The 23,898-nt window shown below is 48.0% G+C and carries 26 protein-coding genes; 24 read left to right on the forward strand and 2 right to left on the reverse strand.

What is annotated here, in order from left to right:
* Positions 1-104: 104 nt before the first annotated feature.
* The 10 genes from HP401_RS34320 to HP401_RS34365 all read left to right on the forward strand — a co-directional run bounded on the left by HP401_RS34320 (position 105) and on the right by HP401_RS34365 (position 11,003).
* Positions 105-998 (forward strand): MurR/RpiR family transcriptional regulator, encoded by an 894-nt coding sequence (locus HP401_RS34320; protein ID WP_173607039.1) that lies wholly within the window; start codon positions 105-107, stop codon positions 996-998.
* Between the two features lie 203 nt (positions 999-1,201).
* Positions 1,202-1,966, forward strand: coding sequence for a glucosamine-6-phosphate deaminase (gene nagB / locus HP401_RS34325; RefSeq protein WP_173607040.1), 765 nt, complete (start codon positions 1,202-1,204; stop codon positions 1,964-1,966).
* 120 nt (positions 1,967-2,086) lie between these two features.
* Complete coding sequence (gene hemQ, locus HP401_RS34330; protein ID WP_015892794.1) at positions 2,087-2,839, forward strand: hydrogen peroxide-dependent heme synthase; 753 nt, start codon at positions 2,087-2,089, stop codon at positions 2,837-2,839.
* Between the two features lie 121 nt (positions 2,840-2,960).
* Positions 2,961-4,610 carry a YcdB/YcdC domain-containing protein gene (locus HP401_RS34335; RefSeq protein WP_309145162.1) on the forward strand — a complete coding sequence of 550 codons (1,650 nt, stop codon included), beginning with the start codon at positions 2,961-2,963 and terminating at the stop codon, positions 4,608-4,610.
* Positions 4,611-4,772: 162 nt separating this feature from the next.
* The gene (locus tag HP401_RS34340) at positions 4,773-5,741 is read left to right on the forward strand and encodes an aromatic acid exporter family protein (protein WP_309145164.1); all 969 of its coding nucleotides are present in this window, start codon (positions 4,773-4,775) and stop codon (positions 5,739-5,741) included.
* A gap of 223 nt (positions 5,742-5,964) precedes the next feature.
* A complete protein-coding gene (locus tag HP401_RS34345; RefSeq protein WP_173607041.1) occupies positions 5,965-6,342 on the forward strand; it encodes a DUF2642 domain-containing protein in 378 nt (125 codons plus the stop codon).
* 14 nt (positions 6,343-6,356) lie between these two features.
* On the forward strand, positions 6,357-6,554 hold the full coding sequence (locus HP401_RS34350) for a hypothetical protein (protein WP_015892790.1): 198 nt from the start codon (positions 6,357-6,359) through the stop codon (positions 6,552-6,554).
* A 29-nt stretch (positions 6,555-6,583) separates the two neighbouring features.
* Positions 6,584-8,077, forward strand: a complete 1,494-nt coding sequence (locus HP401_RS34355) for a glycosyltransferase (RefSeq protein ID WP_309145163.1) — start codon at positions 6,584-6,586, stop codon at positions 8,075-8,077.
* A gap of 30 nt (positions 8,078-8,107) precedes the next feature.
* Positions 8,108-8,815, forward strand: coding sequence for a glycosyltransferase family 2 protein (locus HP401_RS34360; protein ID WP_173607042.1), 708 nt, complete (start codon positions 8,108-8,110; stop codon positions 8,813-8,815).
* Positions 8,816-8,819: 4 nt separating this feature from the next.
* Complete coding sequence (locus tag HP401_RS34365; RefSeq protein WP_173607043.1) at positions 8,820-11,003, forward strand: polysaccharide pyruvyl transferase family protein; 2,184 nt, start codon at positions 8,820-8,822, stop codon at positions 11,001-11,003.
* 69 nt (positions 11,004-11,072) lie between these two features.
* Here the strand turns inward: HP401_RS34365 and HP401_RS34370 are convergent, their stop codons facing one another.
* Complete coding sequence (locus HP401_RS34370; protein WP_016741380.1) at positions 11,073-11,261, reverse strand: H-type small acid-soluble spore protein; 189 nt, start codon at positions 11,259-11,261, stop codon at positions 11,073-11,075.
* Positions 11,262-11,406: 145 nt separating this feature from the next.
* On the opposite strand from HP401_RS34370, the gene HP401_RS34375 reads away from it, so the two are divergent.
* The 6 genes from HP401_RS34375 to HP401_RS34400 all read left to right on the forward strand — a co-directional run bounded on the left by HP401_RS34375 (position 11,407) and on the right by HP401_RS34400 (position 15,773).
* Entirely contained in the window at positions 11,407-11,883 is a 477-nt protein-coding gene (locus HP401_RS34375; RefSeq protein ID WP_173607044.1) for a MarR family winged helix-turn-helix transcriptional regulator, read from the forward strand.
* A 76-nt stretch (positions 11,884-11,959) separates the two neighbouring features.
* The gene (locus tag HP401_RS34380) at positions 11,960-13,144 is read left to right on the forward strand and encodes an ArsA family ATPase (protein ID WP_173607045.1); all 1,185 of its coding nucleotides are present in this window, start codon (positions 11,960-11,962) and stop codon (positions 13,142-13,144) included.
* A 61-nt stretch (positions 13,145-13,205) separates the two neighbouring features.
* The gene (locus HP401_RS34385; RefSeq protein ID WP_254457186.1) at positions 13,206-13,562 is read left to right on the forward strand and encodes a DUF6463 family protein; all 357 of its coding nucleotides are present in this window, start codon (positions 13,206-13,208) and stop codon (positions 13,560-13,562) included.
* A gap of 85 nt (positions 13,563-13,647) precedes the next feature.
* Complete coding sequence (locus tag HP401_RS34390) at positions 13,648-14,391, forward strand: YwqG family protein (protein WP_173607046.1); 744 nt, start codon at positions 13,648-13,650, stop codon at positions 14,389-14,391.
* A 21-nt stretch (positions 14,392-14,412) separates the two neighbouring features.
* Complete coding sequence (locus HP401_RS34395; protein ID WP_173607047.1) at positions 14,413-14,964, forward strand: riboflavin biosynthesis intermediates N-glycosidase; 552 nt, start codon at positions 14,413-14,415, stop codon at positions 14,962-14,964.
* A complete protein-coding gene (locus tag HP401_RS34400) occupies positions 14,961-15,773 on the forward strand; it encodes a metallophosphoesterase family protein (protein WP_173607048.1) in 813 nt (270 codons plus the stop codon). Before HP401_RS34395 ends, HP401_RS34400 begins: the two co-directional genes overlap by 4 nt.
* Before the next feature lie 114 nt (positions 15,774-15,887).
* Here HP401_RS34400 and HP401_RS34405 read toward each other — a convergent pair whose 3' ends face one another.
* A complete protein-coding gene (locus HP401_RS34405) occupies positions 15,888-16,106 on the reverse strand; it encodes a hypothetical protein (RefSeq protein ID WP_254457187.1) in 219 nt (72 codons plus the stop codon).
* 213 nt (positions 16,107-16,319) lie between these two features.
* On the opposite strand from HP401_RS34405, the gene HP401_RS34410 reads away from it, so the two are divergent.
* From HP401_RS34410 to HP401_RS34445, 8 genes are all read left to right on the forward strand, one after another.
* Positions 16,320-17,042: an amino acid ABC transporter ATP-binding protein gene (locus HP401_RS34410; RefSeq protein ID WP_142498640.1), complete on the forward strand. Its 723-nt coding sequence runs from the start codon at positions 16,320-16,322 to the stop codon at positions 17,040-17,042.
* 40 nt (positions 17,043-17,082) lie between these two features.
* On the forward strand, positions 17,083-17,895 hold the full coding sequence (locus HP401_RS34415; protein ID WP_173607049.1) for an ABC transporter substrate-binding protein: 813 nt from the start codon (positions 17,083-17,085) through the stop codon (positions 17,893-17,895).
* 64 nt (positions 17,896-17,959) lie between these two features.
* Positions 17,960-18,649 (forward strand): amino acid ABC transporter permease, encoded by a 690-nt coding sequence (locus HP401_RS34420; RefSeq protein ID WP_173607050.1) that lies wholly within the window; start codon positions 17,960-17,962, stop codon positions 18,647-18,649.
* 27 nt (positions 18,650-18,676) lie between these two features.
* Entirely contained in the window at positions 18,677-19,408 is a 732-nt protein-coding gene (locus tag HP401_RS34425) for an IclR family transcriptional regulator (protein ID WP_173607051.1), read from the forward strand.
* Between the two features lie 130 nt (positions 19,409-19,538).
* Positions 19,539-20,588, forward strand: a complete 1,050-nt coding sequence (locus HP401_RS34430; protein ID WP_173607052.1) for an ornithine cyclodeaminase family protein — start codon at positions 19,539-19,541, stop codon at positions 20,586-20,588.
* Between the two features lie 31 nt (positions 20,589-20,619).
* Complete coding sequence (locus tag HP401_RS34435; RefSeq protein ID WP_173607053.1) at positions 20,620-21,741, forward strand: aminotransferase; 1,122 nt, start codon at positions 20,620-20,622, stop codon at positions 21,739-21,741.
* A gap of 187 nt (positions 21,742-21,928) precedes the next feature.
* Positions 21,929-22,810 carry a LysR family transcriptional regulator gene (locus HP401_RS34440; protein WP_173607054.1) on the forward strand — a complete coding sequence of 294 codons (882 nt, stop codon included), beginning with the start codon at positions 21,929-21,931 and terminating at the stop codon, positions 22,808-22,810.
* A 417-nt stretch (positions 22,811-23,227) separates the two neighbouring features.
* Positions 23,228-23,506: a hypothetical protein gene (locus HP401_RS34445; protein WP_015892771.1), complete on the forward strand. Its 279-nt coding sequence runs from the start codon at positions 23,228-23,230 to the stop codon at positions 23,504-23,506.
* The last annotated feature ends 392 nt before the right edge of the window (positions 23,507-23,898 follow it).

Below are 23,898 nucleotides of genomic sequence, written 5' to 3' on the forward strand. Positions count from 1 at the left end.
CTCCACCTAAAAATATAAATATGGCGGATAACTCCTTTTTTGGTATAATAGCTGTAGAAATACAGCTATTTTGTTTTGGGTAAAAACAAGGGGGAGCGGGCCATATGATGAAACAGCAAGAGGAGCAGTCCCATCCATTGACAGCTACCATCACGAAGACAAATACGCTTTTGCATATTCAGAGTCTCCTTCCCTCCTTTACGAAATCGGAGCAAAAGGTTGCCCATATTGTCTTACAGCAGACAGACAGCGTGATTTATTCATCGGTGATTGACCTTGCCGAAAAGGCTGGAGTGGGTGAGACGACCGTTTTGCGATTTTGCAGGAAAATAGGCTTCCATGGCTATCAGGAATTCAAGCTGGCATTGGCGCAGGAATTGGTCAATCCGGTCAAAAACTTGCATGGCGAAGTAGGAGAAGACGATTCGCTGGACATCATCACGCACAAAGTAACCGCAACCAACCAACAGGCGATTGGGGATACCTCGGCGCTGTTTCAGCTCGAACAGCTGGAGCGCTGTGTAGACCTTTTGCAAAAAGCAAACACGATCCATTTTTACGGGGTAGGCACGTCTGCGGTAACAGCCCAGGATGCCAAGTACACGTTCTTGCGGATTGGTCTTCGCGTGGATGCTTTTAATGAATCGCATCTGCAAGCGATGGCTGCAGCGACTCTGGGACCGGGGGATGTCGCGATCGGTTTGTCTGTATCAGGCAGTACGAAAGACACGATCGATTCATTGAAAGTCGCCAAACAGACAGGCGCAGCTTGCATTTGCCTGACGCACTATCGACGCTCACCGATTACGAATGTAGCGGACATTACGCTTTTAACCGCAGCGCAGGAAGGTCCGTTGCAGGGGGGCTCTCTCGCAGCGAAAATTGCACAGCTGCATGTACTGGATGTTATCAGTACGACAATCACGATGCGCAACAAGGAAAAGGCCCTTTTATATAAAGAGAGAACAGCGAAGGCTGTCCTAGAGAGAAAATACTAAGTGGTAGTTCAAAAAGTCGTCTTTTGATCATGGAGTAGTACAGGGAGCGAATTCGACTTCGAAATTGGCGTTCACCTTCGAAGTCCGGTGCTCATGTAGTTTACCTACACTCCGCTCCTCCTTCTTCAGGTTCTCGCCACTTTCTCGATGCTGAAAAGACGACTTTTTGAACTTATTTTTATATGAAATAGGAGTGGTTGGAAATGAAGCTCGTGATCGTGAAAGATTACACGGAGCTCAGCAGAAAAGCTGCTGAAATGCTCGTAAGCGAAGTAAAAGCAAATCCGAAGACCGTCCTTGGCCTTGCAACCGGAGGCACTCCAGTAGGGATGTACCGTGAGTTGATCAAGCTGTCGCAAGCACAGGGCATCGATTATTCGCAAGCGAGCAGCTTTAATCTGGATGAATACGTCGGACTTTCTTCGACTCATTCGCAAAGCTATCGCTCGTATATGGAAGAAAACTTGTTCAATCACATCAACATTCCTGCGGAGAAAACACATGTGCCAGTTGGGAATACGAGAGACCATTTGGCAGAGTGTGCACGCTATGAGGAAGCGATCCGATTGGCAGGCGGGATTGATATCCAGGTGCTGGGGATCGGCAATAACGGCCATATTGGCTTCAACGAGCCTGGCTCTCCTGCTGACTCATTGACGCGCGTGGTCCAGCTCACTGACAGTACGATTGAAGCAAATGCCCGCTATTTTGATAGTGTGGAACAGGTGCCGACTCAGGCGGTTTCCATGGGGATCAAGACGATTCTTGGCGCTAAAAAAGTTGTACTTCTCGCAAGCGGAGAGGCAAAAGCAGAAGCCGTGCGATTGATGCTAGAGGAAGAGCCTACGGCAGATGTCCCAGCCTCCTTATTGCAATTGCATAGAGATGTAACCGTAATTGTCGATCAGGAAGCAGCTAGCAAGCTGACCACCTCCATACTTGCAGGAACCAAACCAAGCGGCAGCTAATGTACCGCTTGGTTTTTCTTTTGCTTGTTCACCAATCTGTTCCGAATACGCACTTGTTCCTTATGCTATACTGGGAATGTTGCAAGAAGGTCACCAGATTTTTCTAAGGAGCTGATTTTAATGAGCGCAAACGAAGCGTTGCTTACATTAGAAGGTTGGTATACGTATCATAATTTCCGCACCATCAATTGGGAAAAGTGGAAAGCAGCGTCCGCAGCAGAACGCAAAGAAGCGTTGGACGAGCTGAATGCTTTGATCCGCACATGGGAAGCGAATGAGGGAGAGAACCAAGGAAGCACGGCTGTGTACTCCATCCTCGGACACAAAGCAGACCTTGTGTTCATGTTCCTGCGTCCAACTATGCAAGAACTCGATGAGATCAAAACAGTTTTCAATAAAACTCGCTTTGCTGCTTATACAGAAGCTCCTTATTCGTATGTATCCGTAGTAGAGCTGAGCAATTATGTAAATAGCCCAGGTGAAGATCCAAAAGCGAATCCGCATGTGCGCGACCGCCTCTATCCAATCCTGCCAAAATGGGAGCACATTTGCTTCTATCCAATGAACAAAAAGCGCGATCTGCAAGACAACTGGTACATGCTCTCCATGCAGGAGCGCCAAGAAATGATGCGCTCCCACGGCTTGATCGGTCGCTCCTACGCTGGCCGCGTGAAGCAAATCATCGGTGGCTCCGTTGGTTTCGACGATTGGGAGTGGGGCGTTACCCTCTTTGCCAACGATCCGCTGGAATTCAAGCATATCGTCTACGAAATGCGCTTTGACGAAGTGAGTGCGCGCTTCGGTGAATTCGGTAACTTCCTCGTAGGAAACATATTGAACGAAGAAACACTGGTGAAAAAGCTGGAAGTATAATCAACATGCCCAAAAATCCGCTGTGCGAGATCGTCGCATTGGCGGATTTTTTTATTTGAGCCTTTGTTATTCATAAATGGTAAAATAAGGTTGTTTGTAGTTGGAGAGGAGAGGTTGATTTGTGTTAAAACGCACTAAAGCGTATGGACTTTCACTAGGAGTGTCATCTACCCTTTTGATGACAACTGTATTTGCATCAGCAGGGGGAGGAATACTGACGCCAGCCGTACATGCTGCCGAGAAGACACTTTCGGAGAAAGAGGCAATCGCACTTGCCCAGAAGCAGTTGAAGATTCTGGGTGAGTATAAGCACAGAGATGCCGAATTCGTAGATGGCATTGAAATGTTGTGGGGAAAATCCATATGGTATACCAGTTGGGATAAAGAAAATGGTGGAAGTTTAGGTGTGCAACAGGATGCAACATCAGGAAAAATATGGAAATATGAGTATCTTGGGGAAGAACAGGACTTGGATGCAAATCAAAAGAAACTAACGGAAGATCAGGCGTTTCAAGTGGCGACTCAATTTCTTAAGCAAGTAGCGACAGAAGAAGAACGGAGCCGTTTATCCAAGCCCAATGAATATCCTGATTCGGACATTTTCTACACGCGTGATAAACAGGGAATAGATGTAAATTTTACTCGTATCGAAAACGGGGTTCCTTTTCTGGAGAATGGGTTTCGACTGATAGTGGGTAATGATGGGGAAGTGATCTATTTTGAGCGGCGCTGGTCCGAGGGGAAACTTCCAGATGCTTCGAAAGTCATCAAGATAGCGGAAGCGGAGAAGAAATGGGATGAAGGGGCGTTTCCAACAAAGGATATGGCGTTCGTCTCTCGGAAGGAATCTGAACCATACCAGCTCGTGTATGAATTCCAGAGTAACGACCCCCAGTTTGTAAATGCCATCACAGGAAAGATGCTCGATTCGTACGGACAGGTTGCCAAAGAAAGGAAGGTACAGCCGTTAGGGAAAACCGTTCCTCCATCCACTGCAGAAAGAAAGCTCATTACGAAAGACGAAGCGCAAAAAATAGCAGAGCAACAACTCAAAAAGCTCCCTGGTACATATGTTTCGAATGGCAGGGTTATTGAATCAGGCTCAGGATCTGATCGAAAGGTCTGGTTTTTCGAGTTTACCTCCCAACCAGGGGAGGGCAAAAAGTCAGATACTGTGAAAATAGGGATTGACGCCAGTGGCTATTTCGTCCAATACAACGTGAATCAAAAAACCAGGTTCAACGAAGAGAGCAAGAAAATAGAAAAGGGTATTACCTGGGTACAAGCACAAGAGAGTGCAAGAAAGCTCGTACAAACATTCTACTCCGATCAGTTAGGAATAATATATGCGGTCGATTACACTCCAAGTGAGGAAAAGATCAAAGAAATCTGGGAAAATGATGAACCATATGAGATCGAATTTGGCTATCTGATAAACGGCATACCGGTAGTTGATACCATCTTTCAAGTCAATGTTGACGCTGAGACAGGGGAAGTAGTGGATCTGTATAACCATCTGTATAACCTTGGACCTTCGGGTGATTCATCTCTTCCCAAAAATGAAGATGGTATCGACCTGAATACGGTGAAAAAAGTCGTGAAAGAGAACAAGAAGCTCATGCTTACTTACTTTCATCCAAAAGTAAGGGGGAGTAATGGACTAATGAAAATGCTCGAACAACCACTCCTCGTCTATCGTTATGTGGGAGAAAAAGGGCTCGTCACAGCAGATGGCAAGTGGCACCGTTTTACCAAGGAACGAAAGCAGTAGCCGAGTGGGTGGCTCAAGCCAGACCGCATGAATACCCTTGCCGACATTCCTGCAAAAATTTATGAAACCTTGTCTTTGGTTCCCGGACACTTTTTGTTAAAGTAAACAGGAAAGCATTTTTGACAGCGGAGGGGAACAAGACTGGGCTTTCTCAAGTTTAAAATTGGTTATCGTACGTTAAAAACAGCCATTGGAACGGCTATCTCGATTCTGATCGCCCAGCAGCTAGGCTTGATGTTTGCTTCTTCAGCGGGGATCATTACGATCTTGTGTATTCAGGTAACAGTCAAGCAATCGTTTCAGACAGCGTGGAATCGGATTCTGGCCAGTTTATTGGGTCTGGGAATCGGTGTTTGTCTTTTTTCCCTTATGGGCTATACGCCGATTGCCATTCTCCTTTTCATTTTGCTTTTCTTGCCGCTCGCCGTGCGTTTTGGCATTCAGGAAGGCTTCGTCAACAGCATGGTTGTGCTTATGCATCTGTATTCTTCAAAGAGAATCGATGGGATGCTATTGCTAAATGAGGTCGCTTTGCTCGTCATCGGTGTGGGTGTAGCCCTATTGGTCAATCTGTACATGCCGAGTCTCGATAAAGAGCTGAAAGGGATGCAAGTAAAGGTCGAGAAGCTGTTCAGCAAAATTTTGCGAGAGTTCTGCTACTACTTGCGTCACGGGGAAAGTAATTGGGACGGGAAAGAATTGATCGAAACCACTGGTGTCTTGGAAACGGCAATTCGTTTGGCCTCACGAGATGTTGGCAATCGATTGGGACGTCGTAACGATTCGTACTACGAGTATTTTGTGATGAGGCAAAAGCAGTTCGAGTTACTGGAACGCATGATGCCAATTGTCTCTTCCTTAGACAATCAGGTGGCAGAGAGCCATCGGATCGCAGATTTTCTTGAGCGAATCAGTGACTCGGTACATCCGGGCAATACCGCCTACCGCTTCATCGACCAACTACGGGTGATGCAAGAGGAGATCAAGGCAGCAGATTTGCCGCGAACGCGAGAGGAATTTGAGACGCGTGCCTCGCTTTTCTACCTTCTGGGGGAAATTGAGAGCTATTTGTTCATCAAGCATGAGCTAGGCAAGAACAGGGACGAAAAGGCACAGGTGGCAAAGAGTTAGCCAAAACAGTACGTAACAATGAAAGAGTTGTAGAACACCGAAGGAAGGGCTGCGAATACTTTTCGCAGTCTTTTTTTGTTTTTCGGTAAAAACCCTGTGAACTTTTCATTAAAACCAAAAAATTACACAGTTGTCCTAGTACATTTTTGAACTTACTTGTATACCGTGTACAAGCGGCGAAAAAAAATCAAAAGAGTAGGATCAAGGAGATGAGAGTGACCAGATGAAATTAATTGTGAATGAAAAAGAGTTGAAAGAGTATTTTCAAGGGCTGCGACGTCTCGTTTGGGGAAAAGACCAAAGGGACGAAGAAGTCGAAAATGACAAGGAAGAAGCTATTCGTTGTTCGCTTCGCAAAGAGCTGTATGCAGAAGAATTCGCCGCGTTTCTGCAAGAAAACCACAGTACTTTGCTGCGACAAGATTCTTTTCGTAAAGTGCTGCTGCGCTATTTGCATGAAAACGTCGAGCTGGGAACAGATGCAGGAAGTGTCACAGGCGTCCTGAATGAGGTTGGTCGGGACTATGCTGAAATCATAGAGTCAGGCGGTTCACGTGTGCTGATTCGTTTCACACAAATTAATTATGTTCATGAGGTGTAAGGAGGAGAAGACAGATGAACTATGTACAGAAATTGAGAACGTTTATAGGCGATAGTGTACAAGTCGTAATCGGATTAGACGTGATTAACGGTGAGTTGCTTGGCGTGACCAATTCGACATTAACCGTGCTTGCAGCAAGTGATCCCGGCTATGGCGGTGGCCAAACAGTAGTATTTCAACTCGATCGCATCACGTACGTGCGCGTTCTCTAATGAAAGAGAGGCAAGGGATAAGGGGCCTAGTGCCCCTATCCATTCTAATCTCTGCCATGCATGGGACAGCTCATCTGCCAAAGCTGATCGCCGCATGCAAACAGCTTGCACCTCTGGAGATCATTGTGATTTCGACAAGGGTCCTGGAACTTGACTCAGGTGTCCGCGTCGTTCTTGCAGAGGCTGCTGAGAATCTATTCTCATGGCGCAGAGAGGCTGCCAAGCATGCAAGAGGGAGTGTCCTGCTCTTTCTCGGTGAAGAACAAATCCATTCGCCGTCTGGATTACAGCGCTTCTTGTTCCCGATTTTATATGGAAAGACACAGATTGTTTTGCCCCAGCAGGATATGCGACACAGGAGGCTGACAAAACCAAGGCCTATCCACAGTTTTTCCGTGCTACTAAATAATCTTTTCGGTCGCACTGATCTGCGTGAAGCTTCCTTACTAGACACCCCTCACGCGATGACCAGAGAGGCACTTTCGAAAATCGGAGTGGAACAGTTGGCACAGCCTGTCCAAGCACACAAGCGGGCGGTTATGAGTGGGCTGTCCATTACCGCGCAAACCTTTGGAACGGGGACGGAAGAACGGATGTTTTTGCCACAGCTTCACGGTTCGTTGCTCAAAGAGCTCTCCTTGTATGAAAAGCTGGTGATTGCCGAACAGCTTGATCTCGTCTCGCGTCTTCCTTTTCGCGGCGGACTGTCCGATGGAGGCCGGCGAAGAGATATAGCAGAGAATGTGAGTAGTAAAAACAGTGGTATGCCTGTTACACAGGTAGGGAAATGGCCTTTGCGACGAACAACTCTTTACGGTGGGAAAACGCTATCCGTGATCATTCCAGCCCGTAACGAGGCAGCGACGATCCAGCAAGTGATCCGTGAAGTTCTTCGACTGGACCCTGCTGAGATCATCGTGGTCGTCAATGGTTCCGTTGATCAAACAGCACAGCTTGCCCGTGAATGCGGCGTGACGACCGTAGAGTTCCGATTTGCATTGGGCGTCGATACTGGACGGGCAATTGGTGCAAGTTTGTCGAAAGGCGACATCCTGTTGTTTGTCGATGCGGATATGATTATGACCGTCCATGATCTGTACCCATTTGTTCTCGCGTGTGAGTGCGGCGTGGATGTGGCCCTGAATGATGTTTCTGTATTTTTGAATCAACCTTGCCCAGACAATGTCTTCGTGGCTTGTCGCCAAGCTCTCAACTTGGCTTTGAATCGTAAGGATTTGGGGATCGGGTCTATGGTGACCGTCCCCTTTGCCTTACGCAGGGAAGCGGTTGCTCTGCTCGGATGGCACATACTGCTTTGCCCGCCAAAAGCACAAGCAGCATACGCACAGGCAGGTGTAAAGATGGAGTTGGTTCATCAGGTGAACAGTTTCACCTCCAACCGACTCCGGCCAGAAAAACACTTCGCCAGCTCTGGAATGCCCCCCGCCGTCGAACAGATTGCGGGTGACCACGTGGAAGCTTTACAGTTTCTGGCGAAAGGACGGCAGCGAGATGAGATGTGAAAACAAGAAGACTGGAAGGAGGAAAAGAATTTGGCAAAAGAGAGAATAGAAGGTCTGGTAAGTGTCGTCATTACCAATTTCAATAGGGCTGCTTATATACGTGAATGCTTGGACAGCATCCTTCAGCAAACCTATGAGAATTGGGAGATTATCCTGATCGATGATGCATCTACAGATCATTCCGTAAAAGTGGCCAAAGAATGGCTGGAAGAGAGTAAAAGGTTTTTTCCAAGAGAAAATCAGGTGTTGATTCATGAGCTCCCTCGCAATATTGGCTTTTCGGGTGCCATCAATGTCGGGCATTACCTGAGCAGAGGCGAATTTATCGCGATTCAGGACTCGGATGATTTCTCCCATATCCTGCGTCTTTCGCGGCAGGTTGAATATTTGAAAAATCATCCCCAGATCGATTTGGTTGGTACGAATTACTATGCGTTTTCGGCCGATAATCCGGAAAAAAAGCAGCTAGCTGGATGGATCAAGTACGGCGATGACATTCGCAAAGTATACGGAAACGGGGGACACTGCGTCTGTCACGGAACCTGCATGTTTCGAGGGCGATTGTTTGACCAGATTGGTGGCCCGACACGCCGGATTGAGGGTGCAGAAGACTACGAATTTATCGCCAAAGCTTTGAATGCGAGAGCAGGCGTGAACAATATAGCAGAAGCATTATATTATTACCGGACCCACGCTGAGCAGCGTTCGGCCCACTATTATCGGAAGAAGGGAGGGTAAAAAGTTGACTAGCAGTAATGATCGGATATTGATGGTGCTGGACAGTTTGAGGACAGGCGGAACGGAGACACATGTTCTTAGCATGGGGAAAGCATTGAGGAAAAAAGGAGTCCAATTGTTTTATGCAGGTGGTAATGGCCCCTTCTACCAAGAATTTGTTGATGCAGGCTTTTTGATTGAACCGATAGAATCCGCTCGTGAGCCGCTTTCGGCACGCAGACAGCATCTGATCGAATGTTACCGTGCATGTATGAAGAAGCATCGTATTACCATCGTCCATGTCCATCAAACGCCATCAGGCTTTCTTGCCGCTACGGCAGCCAATGAGCTCGGCATTCCTGTCGTGTTCACCTTGCATGGAACGTACTACCCAAAGGATGAGGCGATAAAAGTAGCCCAGCTCTGCTCCGCCGTTATCAGTGTGAGCAAACCTGTCCAACTATTCTGGCAAAAGCGCGGGGTAAAAACCACACTCATTTCCAACGGGATTGATATGGAAGAGTTTCAGTCAGGCTCAACAAGTAGGGCTGATGTGCCGTCTTTACCGCCGGATGCCACAGTGGTTACGTACGTGAGCCGGTTGGCTTGGCAAAAAGCGACGGTGTGCAACATGGTGTTGCGGGCAACCAAAACACTGCGGAATGAAATCCCCAACCTGCATATCGTGGTGGTGGGTTCGGGTGCCCAGGCCATTCATGTTCATGAGCTGGCAAAAGTTCTGAATAAAGCCGCAGCGCAGCCCTATATTCACATTGTGGGGGAGCAAACGGATGTCCGGCCGTATTACGCCATCAGTGATTTGGTGATTGGAACAGGGAGGGTCGCACTCGAAGCGATGGCGTGCGGAAAGCCTGTGCTTGCGATCGGGAATCACGGCTACGTCGGTTTGGTGGAACCTTCGTCTTACGAGTTGGCTTGGGACTGTTACTTCGGTGACCACTCCTCTGTGCAGAAGCCGTCTCCTCCGTTGATCGACAGTGCTCTGCGTCAAGCATGTAGTGACCGGAGTCAATTGAAGGAAATAGGAGGTCAAGGAAGGGCGTGGGTTCAAAAACAGTTTCCTATCACGCAAAAATGTGCCTCCTTGCTTACTATTTATGCACAAATAAAGAATGGAGGGGGGGCGACAAGCATGAAAAAAATATTGTACGTCGGTTGGTTAGGATTCAACAATTTGGGCGACGAGCTGATGTGGCATGCCTTTTACAATTTGTCGTGCAAATACCTCGACCCTACACAATACAAGGTAATACCTTCCTTGCCCGGGGTTGATCTGAAGGATGTAAGCGAGTATGACACCGTAGTTTTGGGGGGAGGATCGCTTCTCATCCCTGGATATGTGGATGTAGCTTATCGTGCTGTTGAACAGAAAAAAAATCTTTGGGTCTGGGGAAGCGGATTTGACTCACAAGATCGAGTCGAGCTGGATTCTTCCGGCAGAATGACGAACAAGCTGATAAATGGCCAAGATAAAATGAGCCACATGCTGCAAAAAATCGCCGAGCACGCCACATTTTTTGGTGTACGCGGACCACTTACACTCCAATACCTCCAGCAAGCGGGAGTGGGAGAAAGGGCAGCGATTAGCGGAGACCCGGGAATGCTGCTTCTCCCTGCATCATTGCCAATAGTAGGAGATAAAAGCAAGCGACCCACGATTGGCATCAATTGGGGCACTTCCTATAACCGGATTTATGGGAAAAACGAGACTGCAGTAGAGGATGCGCTGGCGCATGCAGCCAAGAAGCTAATCCAGGCAGGCTACGATATCCACTTGCTCACCATGTGGGGACCGGATCGGGAAGCCATTAAAAGACTGTATAACAAAATCAACGATCCAGCGCATACGATTCTCGACCTTGAGCTGCACGATCATACGCAAATGCTGCAGCTGATGAAAGGCTTTCAAGCGACGATCAACTTTAAGTTGCATGCCAATGTGCTGAGTGCCGCTGCGGGTGTTCCGTTCGTTTGTTTGGCGTATCGCATTAAGGGCATTGACTTCGCTTATTCACTGGATCTCCCGGAGCTCATCGTGTCAACAGACGAGCCGCGATTAGGTGAACGAATTCTTTCCTGCACCTGGGAGGCCATCGCACGCAAGGATCAGATCACAGCAAAATTGGCGGCGAGTCAGAAAAAAATGATCGAGAATTTGGAGCTGCCGTTCATTCAGGGCTTGTTGTAAGACCATTTGTACAAAAAGATGAGGGGACCTGCGGATTACAGGTCCCCTCCATCGTTGTCGTGACAAAAATCAGTACTCACCGTGCTCCCGCAAGCTGGCTACAGGAACGCTCATCTCCTGATCCGGCTGATTGAGCGGGTAAATTCTCGCCATGTCGTTGTCATCATCGATGTGCTGGATGTATACGGGCATTCCATCGCAGGTCACATTCGCCATAACAGGCGAAGCGGCGATTTCTTTCGCGCGCTGTTTATTCATTTTGATTCCTCCTGTCAGTTGTAACAGCTTTAATATGTACGTCAGCCGAGCGCAGTATACTTTTTACCGCTGTTGACATTCCCTAAAATATGTAATAAATTGGAGGGGAAATTACTACGAAATCGTACTAAAAGGAGTCACCGGTATGCAGCAACTATATGACCTCTTTCTGAAAACCGGTTTGCGTCCGTTCGCCTTTATGTCCGATACGATGCAGCTTGAAGAAAAACTGACTCGCTCTGATTTGACGACCCTCCTCCTATTGTTGTTCCGCGGGGATTTGACTATGTCAGAGTTGGCGCAAGAGATGGGGGCGCCGCTTAGTTCGATGACCAGCATCGCGAAACGGCTGGAACGCAAAGGCTACATCGCGAGGGCTACCTCTGTAGAGGATCAACGGGTGAAGCTCGTCACACTGACACAACCAGGCAAACAGCTCGCAAAAGAATCAGAGCAAATGATGCTAGCGATGTTGGGGAGGCTTCAGGAGGCATTTACACCGGAGGAAATGGAGCAATTCACTGCCCTTTTACTCAAAGCCGCCAAGGTATTTCAGGACGGAGGACCTGTCAAGCCTCGTGAAACAAAGGTTCGTTCCATCAAGATCAACATTGAGGAATAGTTTGATCGAATCTGCTTCTTTTTTTGTTTAATTACTACGAAATCGTACTAAATGGACCGTGAAGGAGAGAGTCGAGATGAGAATCATCATCTACACTGGCAAAGGTGGAGTTGGCAAGACAAGTGTTGCAGCAGCAACGGCTGTTAAGCTGGCAAAGCAGGGAAAGAGGACGCTCGTACTCAGTACGGATGCGGCACACAGTTTGGCAGATTCATTGGGGACTGTGATCGGACCAGACCCCGTACTCATTAGCGAAAATTTATGGGGCCAGGAAGTAAACAGTCTGCGGGAAACCGAGCGCAATTGGGGAGCCGTTCAGGGATGGCTGACAACACTGCTCGACAAAGCACAGCTGACTGATATTACGACGGAAGAGATGCTTGTTTTTCCTGGCATGGAGGAAATGTTCAGTTTGCTACAGATCAAGGAACACGCCGTAAGCGGGCAGTTCGACGTCCTGATAGTAGATTGTGCCCCAACCGGAGAAACCCTGCGTCTGCTCAGCTATCCCAACGTATTGAATTGGTGGTTAGAGAAAATTTTTCCGACGGAACGCAAGCTGATCAAACTGGTTCGCCCAGTGGCCAAGATCGTCAACAAAGTAGAGCTTCCTTCTGATGATGTGCTAAACAGCGTCGAGCAGCTCGCCCGGGGGCTGGAGGAAATGCAACGCATTGTTTTGGACCCGGAGATCACATCAGTTAGGATCGTAGTAAATCCAGAAAAAATGGTACTTGCGGAAGCAAAGCGCTCGTTTACGTACTTGAATCTGTTCGGGTTCAATACGGATGCCATCATCGTGAATCGGGTGCTTCCGGATGAAGCGGGAGAAGGATTTTTTGCCCACTGGCGAGAGCTGCAACGTAAGTATGAGAACGAAATCGTGGAAAACTTTCAGCCGCTGCCGATTTTGAAAGCACCGATGATGCCAAAAGAAGTGATTGGGCTTCCCGTGTTAGAAGAATTGGCTGATATCGTTTTTGGAACAGAAGACCCATCCGCCAAGCTTTATCAGGGCAGAACGGAACTGATTCGAGAAGTGGATGGTGAGCTGCATTTGGAGCTGATGATTCCTTTTGTGGATAAGGCAGCGCTGGATTTAACGCAAACAGGGGATGAATTGACCGTAAATGCTGGCGCCTACAAGCGAAAAGTCATCTTGCCACGAGTGTTAATGGGGCGACAGGTGACGGGAGCGAAATATGCGGAAGATCGGCTGATCATTCGTTTTAGCGCAAGGGAAGGGGCTGCCCAGCATTGAGACGTACTGGATTGAATCGGGTGCTGACGATTTTCGGAATAGGCCAACTTGAGAGGAGCGAATGGACATGGTAAGTGGGATCAAGCGCCAAATGGGCTTCACTCTCATCCTGACAGGACTGCTGCATACGGTTGTCGGTCTGTTTTTATACGCGGAGCCGCTTCAGCAGATTGTTGCTAATGGCTTTTGGAATGGGGTAGGGAAAGAAGAAGTTGCTGCTTTCTGGTTTCTGATGTTTGGCTTTTTGCTGATGTTGCTCGGATATATGGCGGATTGGCTGATGAAAAAGAAGGGAATGGAGACGCCGGCTGCCTTTGGGTGGACGATACTCGGGATATGTGTGGTCGGGGTGATTGCCATGCCTACCTCTGGCTTCTGGCTTGGTATACCACAGGCTGGCATCCTGCTGCGCAAGTGATGTAAGAAATTTGCGGATAGGTAGATGGTTCAGATAAAATAAGGTAACCATTTTCCATATGTTTCAATATCCGAGGTGATCTTCCTTGAACTTCTTAGATGCAAATAACCAATGGACCCCAGAGTTTTTGGAACACATCCAAAAATCCGCGAAGTCATCCATTAAGCTCACGCTGACGAAAGAACCGGCTACCTTAACAGATAGCAAGGTGGGCGGAAAGCCTTGGCTGCCGCCACAAATGCCATACCCACAGGATGAAGACGGAAACGACTGCTTGTTTCTCGCACAAATCAACTGGACGCAAATGCCGCGACTCGATGGCTACCCTGCTAGTGGATTGACCAGTTTTTTTGTCAAGGAGGATGATACCTTCGGATTGATGGATCAATCCTTTCACGTGCTCCATTTTGAAGAGGTCATGGACACACAGGAAATTGACCCCTTTCAACCAGAGGACCCTGACGTGTACAGTCCGGTACTAGGTGGGCCATATAAAGTGACAGGAAAACTAGAGTCGCAGTACGTCCCTCATCGAGATCCACAGGCGGTGAATTATCAGCTACCTACCGATGAGAATCAAGTGGCCTACTCCAAATATTGGGACCTCGCCGATGCAAGCGGGTCACGGATCGGAGGATATCCCTACTTTACCCAGGAGTATGGGAATCAGGATGGATGGGAGATGCTCCTTCAACTGGATATGGAAGGCGACAATTACGATTACTATGTCTCGTGGGGAGATAGCGGAGTGGGCAACTTCTTCATTCGCAGGGAGGACCTGCTTCGTCTGGATTTTTCAAAGGTTTCGTATACATGGGATTGTCTATAAAAGAAAGATGGGGATACAACGATGGCGCACATACATGACGTCCAAAGCTTACTCAAAGAATCGCAGAAGACCAGAGTGAAATACTTGTTCTTTTGGGGACATACACAGAAGGATTCAGGCACGACCGATAAATCTTGTTTCAGCCAATGGTATCCGGCCGCTTTTGTAGAGAACGGTATCACGTACCTAACCGCTGAGCATTACATGATGGCGAAAAAGGCTGAACTATTCGGCGATCTTGCCATCCGTGATGAAATACTGAGGAAAAATCATCCGAAACAAGCGAAGGATTTGGGACGAAAGGTTCATTCCTTTGACGAGGCTGTGTGGAATGCGAACAAGACGGCGATTGTTCGCCAAGCAAACCTGTTAAAATTCAGCCAGCATGCCGATTTGAAAGCATACCTCTTGGACACAGGTGATCGCATTATTGTCGAAGCGAGTCCTTATGATCGGATATGGGGAATCGGGATGGCCCAAGATCATCCGCATGCGGAACAGCCCGAGAAGTGGCGGGGAGAAAATTTGCTCGGTTTTGCATTGATGGCAGTCAGGGAGCAGCTGCGTTCGTGATCCAGATTACCAAGATCGGAGAAGAACCCGTCGAGCAGGTTCCCTATCTAGCAGCAGGCGCGAATGGCAAAGGTGTTGTTCCGAGCAGGTTGCCCATCTTTTTTGGGGAAATGGTGAATATTCCTGATGCTTATGATGCGATCATCATTACTTCCGATCTGCAAGGGGTGATAGAGTCTCGGCACGAGCAGCAGGTACTGCTTGGCGAAGCGTTGCCAGAGATGGTTTCACTGTTACTCCAAATCGAAAAGCCATTCATTTCAAGGGAACGCGTTCTGGTCTTGCTATGCGGTGACTTGTATGCCGATCCATGGGAACGGGGAAGTAGCGGCGATCCCTCTTCCGTGTGGAAAGCTTTTCAACGCGAGTTTGGAGAGGTGGTCGGGGTTGTTGGCAATCACGATTTGTTTGACTCGGGTTCATTCGCACAGCTTCAACACATGGCAGATATCACCGTAATCAATGATCCTGAAATAGTGCAAGTCAGCCAGCTCCGTATTGCGGGCCTGGGCGGAATCGTAGGTCGTGCGGATAAACCGAATCGGAGGGAAAGGAAGGAGTTCCTGAAAGGAATGCGGGAGCTGCTTCGGAAGCAGCCTGACATATTGTTACTTCATCAAGGTCCGGATGAGCCTTCATTTGATCTGCAAGGCTTACCTGAAATTCGTGAGTGCTTGCAGCAACACTCTCCAGTACTCGTCTGCTGTGGGCATGTACACTGGGCGCGATCTTGGATCGAGCTTGGCCAAGGGACACAAGTGTTGAACGCGGATGGGAAACTATTTGTCTTTACGCGAAAAAGTGGTTGAGCAGACTCTGCGCTGCTAACCACTTTTTTCTATTACTGAACGGAAAACGCATTTTTTACCTGTTCAAGGGACATGACCATTTGCCCATAAAGCTTTCCGTCTGGAGTCGCGGGGTCATAACGTAGATGTCTCGGTGATCGGGATCGGCACCGTGAACTGATTGTTTATGATTCGACCTTTGATCTCATCGGTTGCCGGTCTTTTGACTTCCGGATCAGGGTCAGATGGAGCCGCTTGCTGTGGGAGTGGTGCTGCTTGTGGACCTGGCAGCGAACAGGCGGAGAGCTGAAAAATGATGATGAGTCCTACATAGAAGCACGTTGCTACTTTCATCCCGATCCTCCTTGATGTATAAAACACTCTCATTTATTCATTCCAAGCGGGGAGGAAAACTATTCCATATTCTTATCATGAATATTTATTCAATAAAACATATTTTTCTTGAATATCAGAAAATATATAATTATAATTTAAATCAGAAAACGTTTCCGGTATTCGGAAAAAGGAATACGCAATTCATCCGGGAGATAAATGGGGGATAGCAGGATGATTGAGGTTAAGCAGCTTGTCAAATCTTTTGGCCCGTTAACCGTGTTGAAGGGCGTTACGCTCACGGTGGAAGAAAAGGAAGTTGTCGTCTTGCTTGGAGCCAGTGGATCAGGCAAAAGTACTTTACTCCGATGTTTGAATTTTCTGGAATTTTATGACAGCGGAGAGATTCGAATCGGCGGCCAGCAAATTGATCCACACAAGACGAATCTGAATCAGTTCCGCGCCGAGGTCGGCATGGTTTTTCAGCACTTCAATCTGTTTCCGCACAAGACCGTTTTGGAAAACGTGATCGAGGCACCAGTTCACGTCAAAGGGATGAGTGCAGCAGAAGCCAAACAATTAGCGTACGAGCTCCTGAAAAAAGTAAATATGCAGGACAAAGCCGATGTCTACCCGGACATGCTCTCTGGTGGACAAAAGCAGCGGGTTGCCATCGCCCGGGCTCTTGCGATGAAGCCGAAGATCATGCTGTTTGATGAGCCAACCTCTGCACTCGATCCCGAGCTCGTCGGTGAAGTGCTACAGGTCATGAAGCAGCTCGCCAAAGAAGGAATGACGATGATCGTCGTGACACACGAAATGGGGTTCGCTCGTGAAGTAGCAGATCGGGCGGTGTTCATGCACGATGGGCAAATCCTGGAGCAAGGACCGCCGAGAGAATTCTTTGAAAACCCGCAGCATGATCGTACCAAGCAGTTTTTAGGAAGTATCCGTTAAAATCCATTAAATATAGAGATGAATACAGGGGGAATCACCAATGAAAAAGCGTGCAAAATGGTCCGGAATTTTGTTGTCCACTGTCCTAGTAGGCTCGTTGTTGCTCTCGGCTTGTGGATCACAGGGAAGTGCACCGGCAGCAGGTGGACAAACTGCTGGAGACGGTGGAAAGAAGGATTTTACGTACGCCATGAGTGGCGTGTACAAGCCGTTTAGCTTCAAGGAAAACGGGCAACTGACTGGCTTTGACGTAGAGATTGGACAAGCGCTGGCAGAAAAAATGGGCATGAACGCAGTGCCGATCACCAATCCATTCGAAACGATCATCCCTGGCCTGGACGCGAAAAAATACGACGCTGTCATCGGAAGCTTGACCGTCACACCTGAACGCCAAAAAGCTGTTTTGTTCACCAATCCATACTACCGATCCGGTTCGCAAATTTTCGTACAAGAGGGCAATACAACAATCAAGACCAAAGAGGATTTGAAAGGCAAAAAGATCGGTGTCGTGAAAGCATCCAACTACTTGGATTGGGCGAAAAAGCTGACGGATGAAGACAAAATCACTCAATATGATAGCGATATCACGGCTTTGCTCGACCTGCCGACAGGGCGTCTCGATGCAGTGATTACCGACCAGGTAGTAGGCTTGCGATTCATTAAAGAAGGCGGCGGAAAAGTGATTGATGTAGGCGAACCACTCAGCTTTGACGAGCAAGCAATCGCTGTGCGCTTGGGTGATTCAGAGGCAGTGGAGCGGATCAACAAGGCGTTGGATGAGATCGTCAAAGACGGCACCTATGAGAAGATCAGCCAAAAATGGTTTGGCCGAAACATCTTGCAAAAACAGTAAGTGGGCAACGGGGTGTCCGTGGTGGACGCCCTCCTTTTAACGCTTCATGTGAGGAGGATTAAACGTGATTATTGATATTTTTCTATCCAGTTATCCCCTTTTTCTAAAAGCGACATGGCTCACGGTTCAGTTGACGGCGGTTGCCCTGCTCCTCGGTTGTGTGGTAGGTCTTGTCATTGCCTTTTTCCGGATATCCGATTCCAAAGCATTGAACTACATCGCGCACACCTACATTACCGTCATTCGCGGAACGCCATTGATCGTACAAATTTGTATTCTGTACTTCGGCTTGGCGAATATGGTCACGCTGTCGCAGTTTTGGGCTGGGGCCATCGCGCTGGCCGTTCATAACGGTGCGTATATTGCGGAAATCTTCCGAGGCTCCATCCAGTCTATCGACCGCGGGCAAATGGAAGCGTCCAGATCACTCGGAATGTCGTACCCGTTGGCGATGCGAAGAATCATTTTGCCGCAGGCGTTCCGTCGGGCGATCCCATCGCTTGGCAATCAGTTTATTATCGGGTTGAAGGATTCTTCGCTGGTCGCCTACGTAGGGATGCAGGATTTATGGGGAACGGGTCTCGGTGAGGCAGCATCCAACTACAAGCAGCTGGAGACGTATATGGTCGTCGGGTTGTACTATCTCGTACTGATCATGATCTTCTCGTATTTTGTGAATAAGCTGGAAGCAAGGCTTGCCAAAGGGAAAGCCCCCACTAAACAAACGAAAGATAACACGAGTGTTGCAGCGTAACTTTTTGTCATGGAGGACGAAAGAAGGATGGTTCAATCAGTCGAACGGGCGATGAAAATTATTCGGGTACTGATTTCAGACGAAAAACATGCTTGGCCGATTTCGGAGCTAGCGAGCGCAACAGGTCTACCAATCAGTACGCTCCACCGTTTTCTCGAATCCATGATCCAGTTCGGATTGGTTGAGCAGGACCCAGTCACCAAGCATTACAAGCCGGGATATACGTGGATGGAAATCGGTTTTATCCTGCATGAAAAGCTAAACCTGCGAGCTGTAGCGAGACCTTTCATGGAGGAGCTGGCGAATGAAGTCGAGGAGAGTATCTTCCTAAACGTATTGGCCGGAACGGATTCGATGCCGATCGAAAAAGTAGAAAGTCCACTGAAAATACGCATAGACGAAAACCTGGGGGAGCGAATACCTCTCACAATTGGCGCCCCCAGTAAAATCATTCTCGCGTATTTGAAGCAGGATGCGATTACAAGGGTCGTTTCCGCCCAGCTTGCACGAGACAAGCAGCCGTCATTTTTGGAGCAGCTGAGTGAAGCCAAGAAAAGTGGCTATGCGATCAGTTACGAGGAGAAGACGGAAGGCACCATGGCAGTTGCCGCTCCGATCATCGGCTACGGAAATCAACTCGTCGGAGCGCTCTCGATCAATGCCCCATGCTTTCGGGTGACAGAAGATCGATTGCCCCTACTCATCGAAAAAGTGAAACGTCAAGCTACAACGATTTCGGCAAGAATCGGTGGAGCATAAGCAAATCCTCCATTCCAGCATCTGTTGGTGGAGGGTTTGCTTTTTTTAATAGGAACCATTGGATCTTTCAATTTTTTCGCCCTAAAAAACTGTGTTAGTGTGAAAGAAACAGTGGGGAGGGAAGATAGACATGTTTCCATTTCGCGTCATAAATCAGGAAACTACCGAAGATGTGCTGGATATGGCCAGCGTGATTGAAGTGGTCGAGCAAGCCTATCAAATGAAATCGAGTCAGCAGGCTACGTTGTTTCCGCTCATTTTTCATGAGTTCGTCGAGGGTAGAGCGGACATGGATATCAAATCCGGTCATTTGCCCCAAGCGGATATATTTGGACTCAAGCTCGTCTCGTGGTTCGGTGACAATGACAAGAAAGGTCTGCCACAATTAGTTGGTACGGTGATGGTATTGGACAGCCAAACGGGTGTACCGCAGGGGATTTTGAGTGGAGAGCACATTACTTGTATGCGTACAGGAGCAGCCGGTGGAATCGGGGCAAAGTATTTGGCTCGTCGCGAATCGGAGAACCTGCTAATTGTCGGGACGGGACACCAGGCTCCTTTTCAAATCATGGCGACACTGATGACGATGACAGAGATCAAGCGGGTGTACATCTGCAATCCGCGATCACCAGAGAAGGCGCAAAGCTTTGCCGCCAATATCAAAGAAAACCTTTTGACCAGATTCGTCTCCAAATATGCAGGAGAAGAGTACGAGTGTTATGCCAGCCGTTGTGACGTGCAGTTTATTGCAGTGGACAACCTCGAAGAAGCGACTAGAAAAGCAGATATTATCATCACCGCAACCCCTTCACGTGAACCGATGATCCAGGCGGAGTGGGTAAAGCCGGGGACGCATATTAGCTGCATCGGGGCAGACATGGAAGGAAAACAGGAAATCGATGAACGGCTTTTTGCAAAAGCGCGCGTCTTCGTTGATGATGTAGGACAGGCTGTACGCGTGGGAGAGACAAAGGTAGCTGTAAAAAAGGGCCTGATAACAGAAGGCAATATCGCAGCAGAGATCGGCAATGTCATCCCAGGTCATGTCCAAGGACGACAACACGCAGAAGAAATCACGATTTTTGATAGCACCGGGATCGCGTTTCAAGATTTACTGACAGCTGCACACATTTTGAAAGTGGCGGATAAGCGCGGTGTAGGTACGATAGTGGATCTGTAAAAGTGAAAGGATAGGATAAGGAGGAACGACGATGAGAATTGCACCTTTTAAAGTAGAAGAATGGATGAACGCTTACGAGATGGAAGCTGTTTACAATATTGCCGAAACATGTGTTGATTCGCTGACGGTAGAAGAGTTGATTCGCCTTTCCGATGAGCCGGAAGATTTTTTCCGCGAGATGGCCCAGAAGAAGCTGACGTACGGTCATATCGAGGGTTCGCCGGAATTTCGCAGCCTCGTTGCAAGTATGTACCAAACGATGAAGCCGGAGAACATTTTGGCGATGAACGGGGCGATTGGAGCGAATTTTCTCACCTTGTTCTCGCTCGTTGCGCCTGGTGACGAAGTCATTACCGTTCATCCGACCTATCAGCAAATTTATTCGGTACCGGAGTCGTTCGGAGCGCAGGTCAAGCTGCTCAGACTTTTGCCGGAAAATGATTTTCTGCCTGATCTGAATGAGCTGCGCTCGCTCGTTACAGACAAGACCAAGCTGATTTGTATCAACAATCCGAACAATCCATCTGGAGCTTTGATGGGTGAAGGGTTGCTGCGAGAAATCGTAGAGATTGCCCGCTCCGTTGACGCTTATGTGCTGTGTGACGAGGTGTATCGTAATTTGCACCAAGACCCAGAGGTTGTGGTGCCATCGATCGTCGACTTGTACGAAAAAGGGATTGCGACAAGTAGCATGTCCAAAGTGTTTTCATTGGCGGGTTTGCGTCTGGGATGGATTGCAGCACCTCAGGACGTGATCAAGAGCTGCTTGACGCACCGCGACTACACAACCATAAGCTGCGGGATGCTGGATGACATGCTGGCTGTCCATGCGCTGAAAAACCGCGACAAGATCATGGAGCGCAACCTGAAGATCGTGCGTGACAACCTGCAAATACTCGACGAATGGGTAGCAAAGGAGCCGTTGGTTTCTTACGTCAAGCCGCAGGCAGGGACAACTGCAATGCTCAAGTACGAGCTGGATATCCCTTCGGAAACGTTTTGCATTGACCTGTTTAAAACGACAGGGGCGTTTTTGACACCAGGCAGTTGCTTTGACATGGAAGGGTGGTTACGAATCGGGTACGCCTGCTCGACGGAAGTACTTCAAGTGGGTCTATCAAAGGTATCGGAGTTTTTGGAGTCACGCAAATAAGGGATAGAGTAGGAGACGGCTCACAAGCTGGCGGAGATTATAGGGAAGCACGCATAGGGTATCGGTTGAACATAGAGCCACTCTCGGCTACACTTTTTCTAACTGAGGTTGTTCAAAAAGCCGACTTTTTGAACATGCACTTACACGAAGAATGGGTGTCGTTCGGTGAGGGAGTGGATAATCAATCATGGAGTTACGCAATCTGAAGACATTTCAGGTCGTTGCCGAGCATTTGAACCTGACGAAGGCCGCAGAGCAACTCGGATACAGCCAGCCTACGATTACACTCCAGATTCAAGCATTGGAGCGGGAGCTGGGACATCCTTTGCTCAATCGGGTAGGCAAGCGCACGTTTTTGACACCGGCCGGAAAAATAGTGAAGCAGCATACGGATCAGCTTTTCTACGTTCTCCAGCACATGGCGGAGGGACTTAATCACTTAGACATGCCTGTAGGACCGCTAGTCGTGGCGGCCCCGGAGTTTTATTGCATACAATACATGCCCCAAATTCTGAAAGCTTATGTCGAGACACATCCACAGGTCAATCTGCAGGTGATTTCATGCACCAGTCAGGAGACTTTGAGAAAAATTCAGGCCCACGAGGCGGATATTGGGATTATTGCGGGCACCACCTCGCAACCAGGTATTCATTCCAGCGTCGTGGACTTGGAACAATTTACCTTGATTGCCTCTCCTGATTTGATGGAGGACAAAACACTGGCAGACGCACTCGTGACCTTTCCTTTTTTGTCCTATCAGGAGGGGTGCAATCTCGACGAATTTATTACCCAATGCCTGTTGGAGTTAAACTACAGCCCACCCTCTGTGATAAAATGTAGCAGCGAAGAAACGATCAAACGGTCAGTCCTGAACCAAACAGGCATAGCCCTGCTCAGTAAGGTTCTCGTGGAAAAAGAGCTTCGAACAGGAGAACTAATCGAGCTGTACCGCTTTTCCAAGAAAGCAGAAACATCGCTGGTCTGTCTGGGTCGCCGACGAGAAGAACCCGCAATCCAGACCTTCATGGAACTAGTCAAAGACATCTGGTTATCCGTAAGAGAAGAGTAGTCATGACAAGGGATTGTCTAAGAAGTCCCTTAAAAGTAAAGAAGCTGGGAAAGAAGATTTCGTTTTTCCCAGCTTCTTTTTCGTCTTTATGAAATAACTGTTTTATACGCGTAGCATAAAGTCAGGATAATTATTTACATAGCATAAGCATGATATTTCCAATAGCAAGTCGGGAAATATAGGAACTGATGCTTTTTATTTAAAAATTAGCTCTTCGATATCGAAGTTGACCTGAGTCTGACGTTTATAAAAATTGAATGTGGGGCAAATTGTCTCTTGGAAACAATATTTTCTCTTCTTGCAGCTCTAGAGCGAGGATTGTTTGACTGATATAATTTTGATTTCTTTCATTTCTGTGTGGAAGGGCAATGATAGTGTAAAATGGCAGAAGGTAAGAGAAATAGGAGATGACTATAAATGAGTAAGCAAGTAAACGAAACCGAACTCGTGGCGCATGTAGCTGCGAAAACAAAAGTAGACCCGCAAAAAATCATGATCGTACTCAAGCATGAGCAAGCGTACATGAACAGTGCGAAGGCAGATGCAAAAGGTGATGTCGACGTTGATTTTGATGATCTCGTAGATTACGTCATGGGTAAGTCAGATGTGAAGCTGGATGAGATCACCGTCGAGAAGATCCTGGATGTAGAGATGGAATACTTGATTAAAAAAGGAGTCGCTGGATACATAGACTAATAGAGGACGTCTGATTATCAGGAAAAGAAGAGTAGTGTTCCAAGCACATTCCCCTGTAGAGGGTGATGTGCTTTTTTATTCTCACAACGCAAAAGGGTAATCATGGTAAGTCTGAAAGACGGTGGTTGCGGTGGGGAGAAGAATATTTCCAGACTAGGCTCAGTGCTCCGTCCCGCTGAGGGTTGGGACTGCCCGCTCCGAAGGAATTAGCGGGGAAATGCAAAAGTGGTAGCCGCTACGTCGCATGGGCACGGTTGCATTTCTTTGCCCGCCAATCCCTTCTCCGCTCGGTAGGACTTCACAAGTCGCTACGTCTGGAAATATTCTTCTCTGGCGTAACTGAATATGTTCTTCGTTCTTTTAAGACTTTTAAACCCCGTTTAAGCATGGAT

It is taken from the genome of Brevibacillus sp. HB2.2, from assembly GCF_013284275.1.
Lineage (GTDB): Bacteria > Bacillota > Bacilli > Brevibacillales > Brevibacillaceae > Brevibacillus > Brevibacillus brevis_D.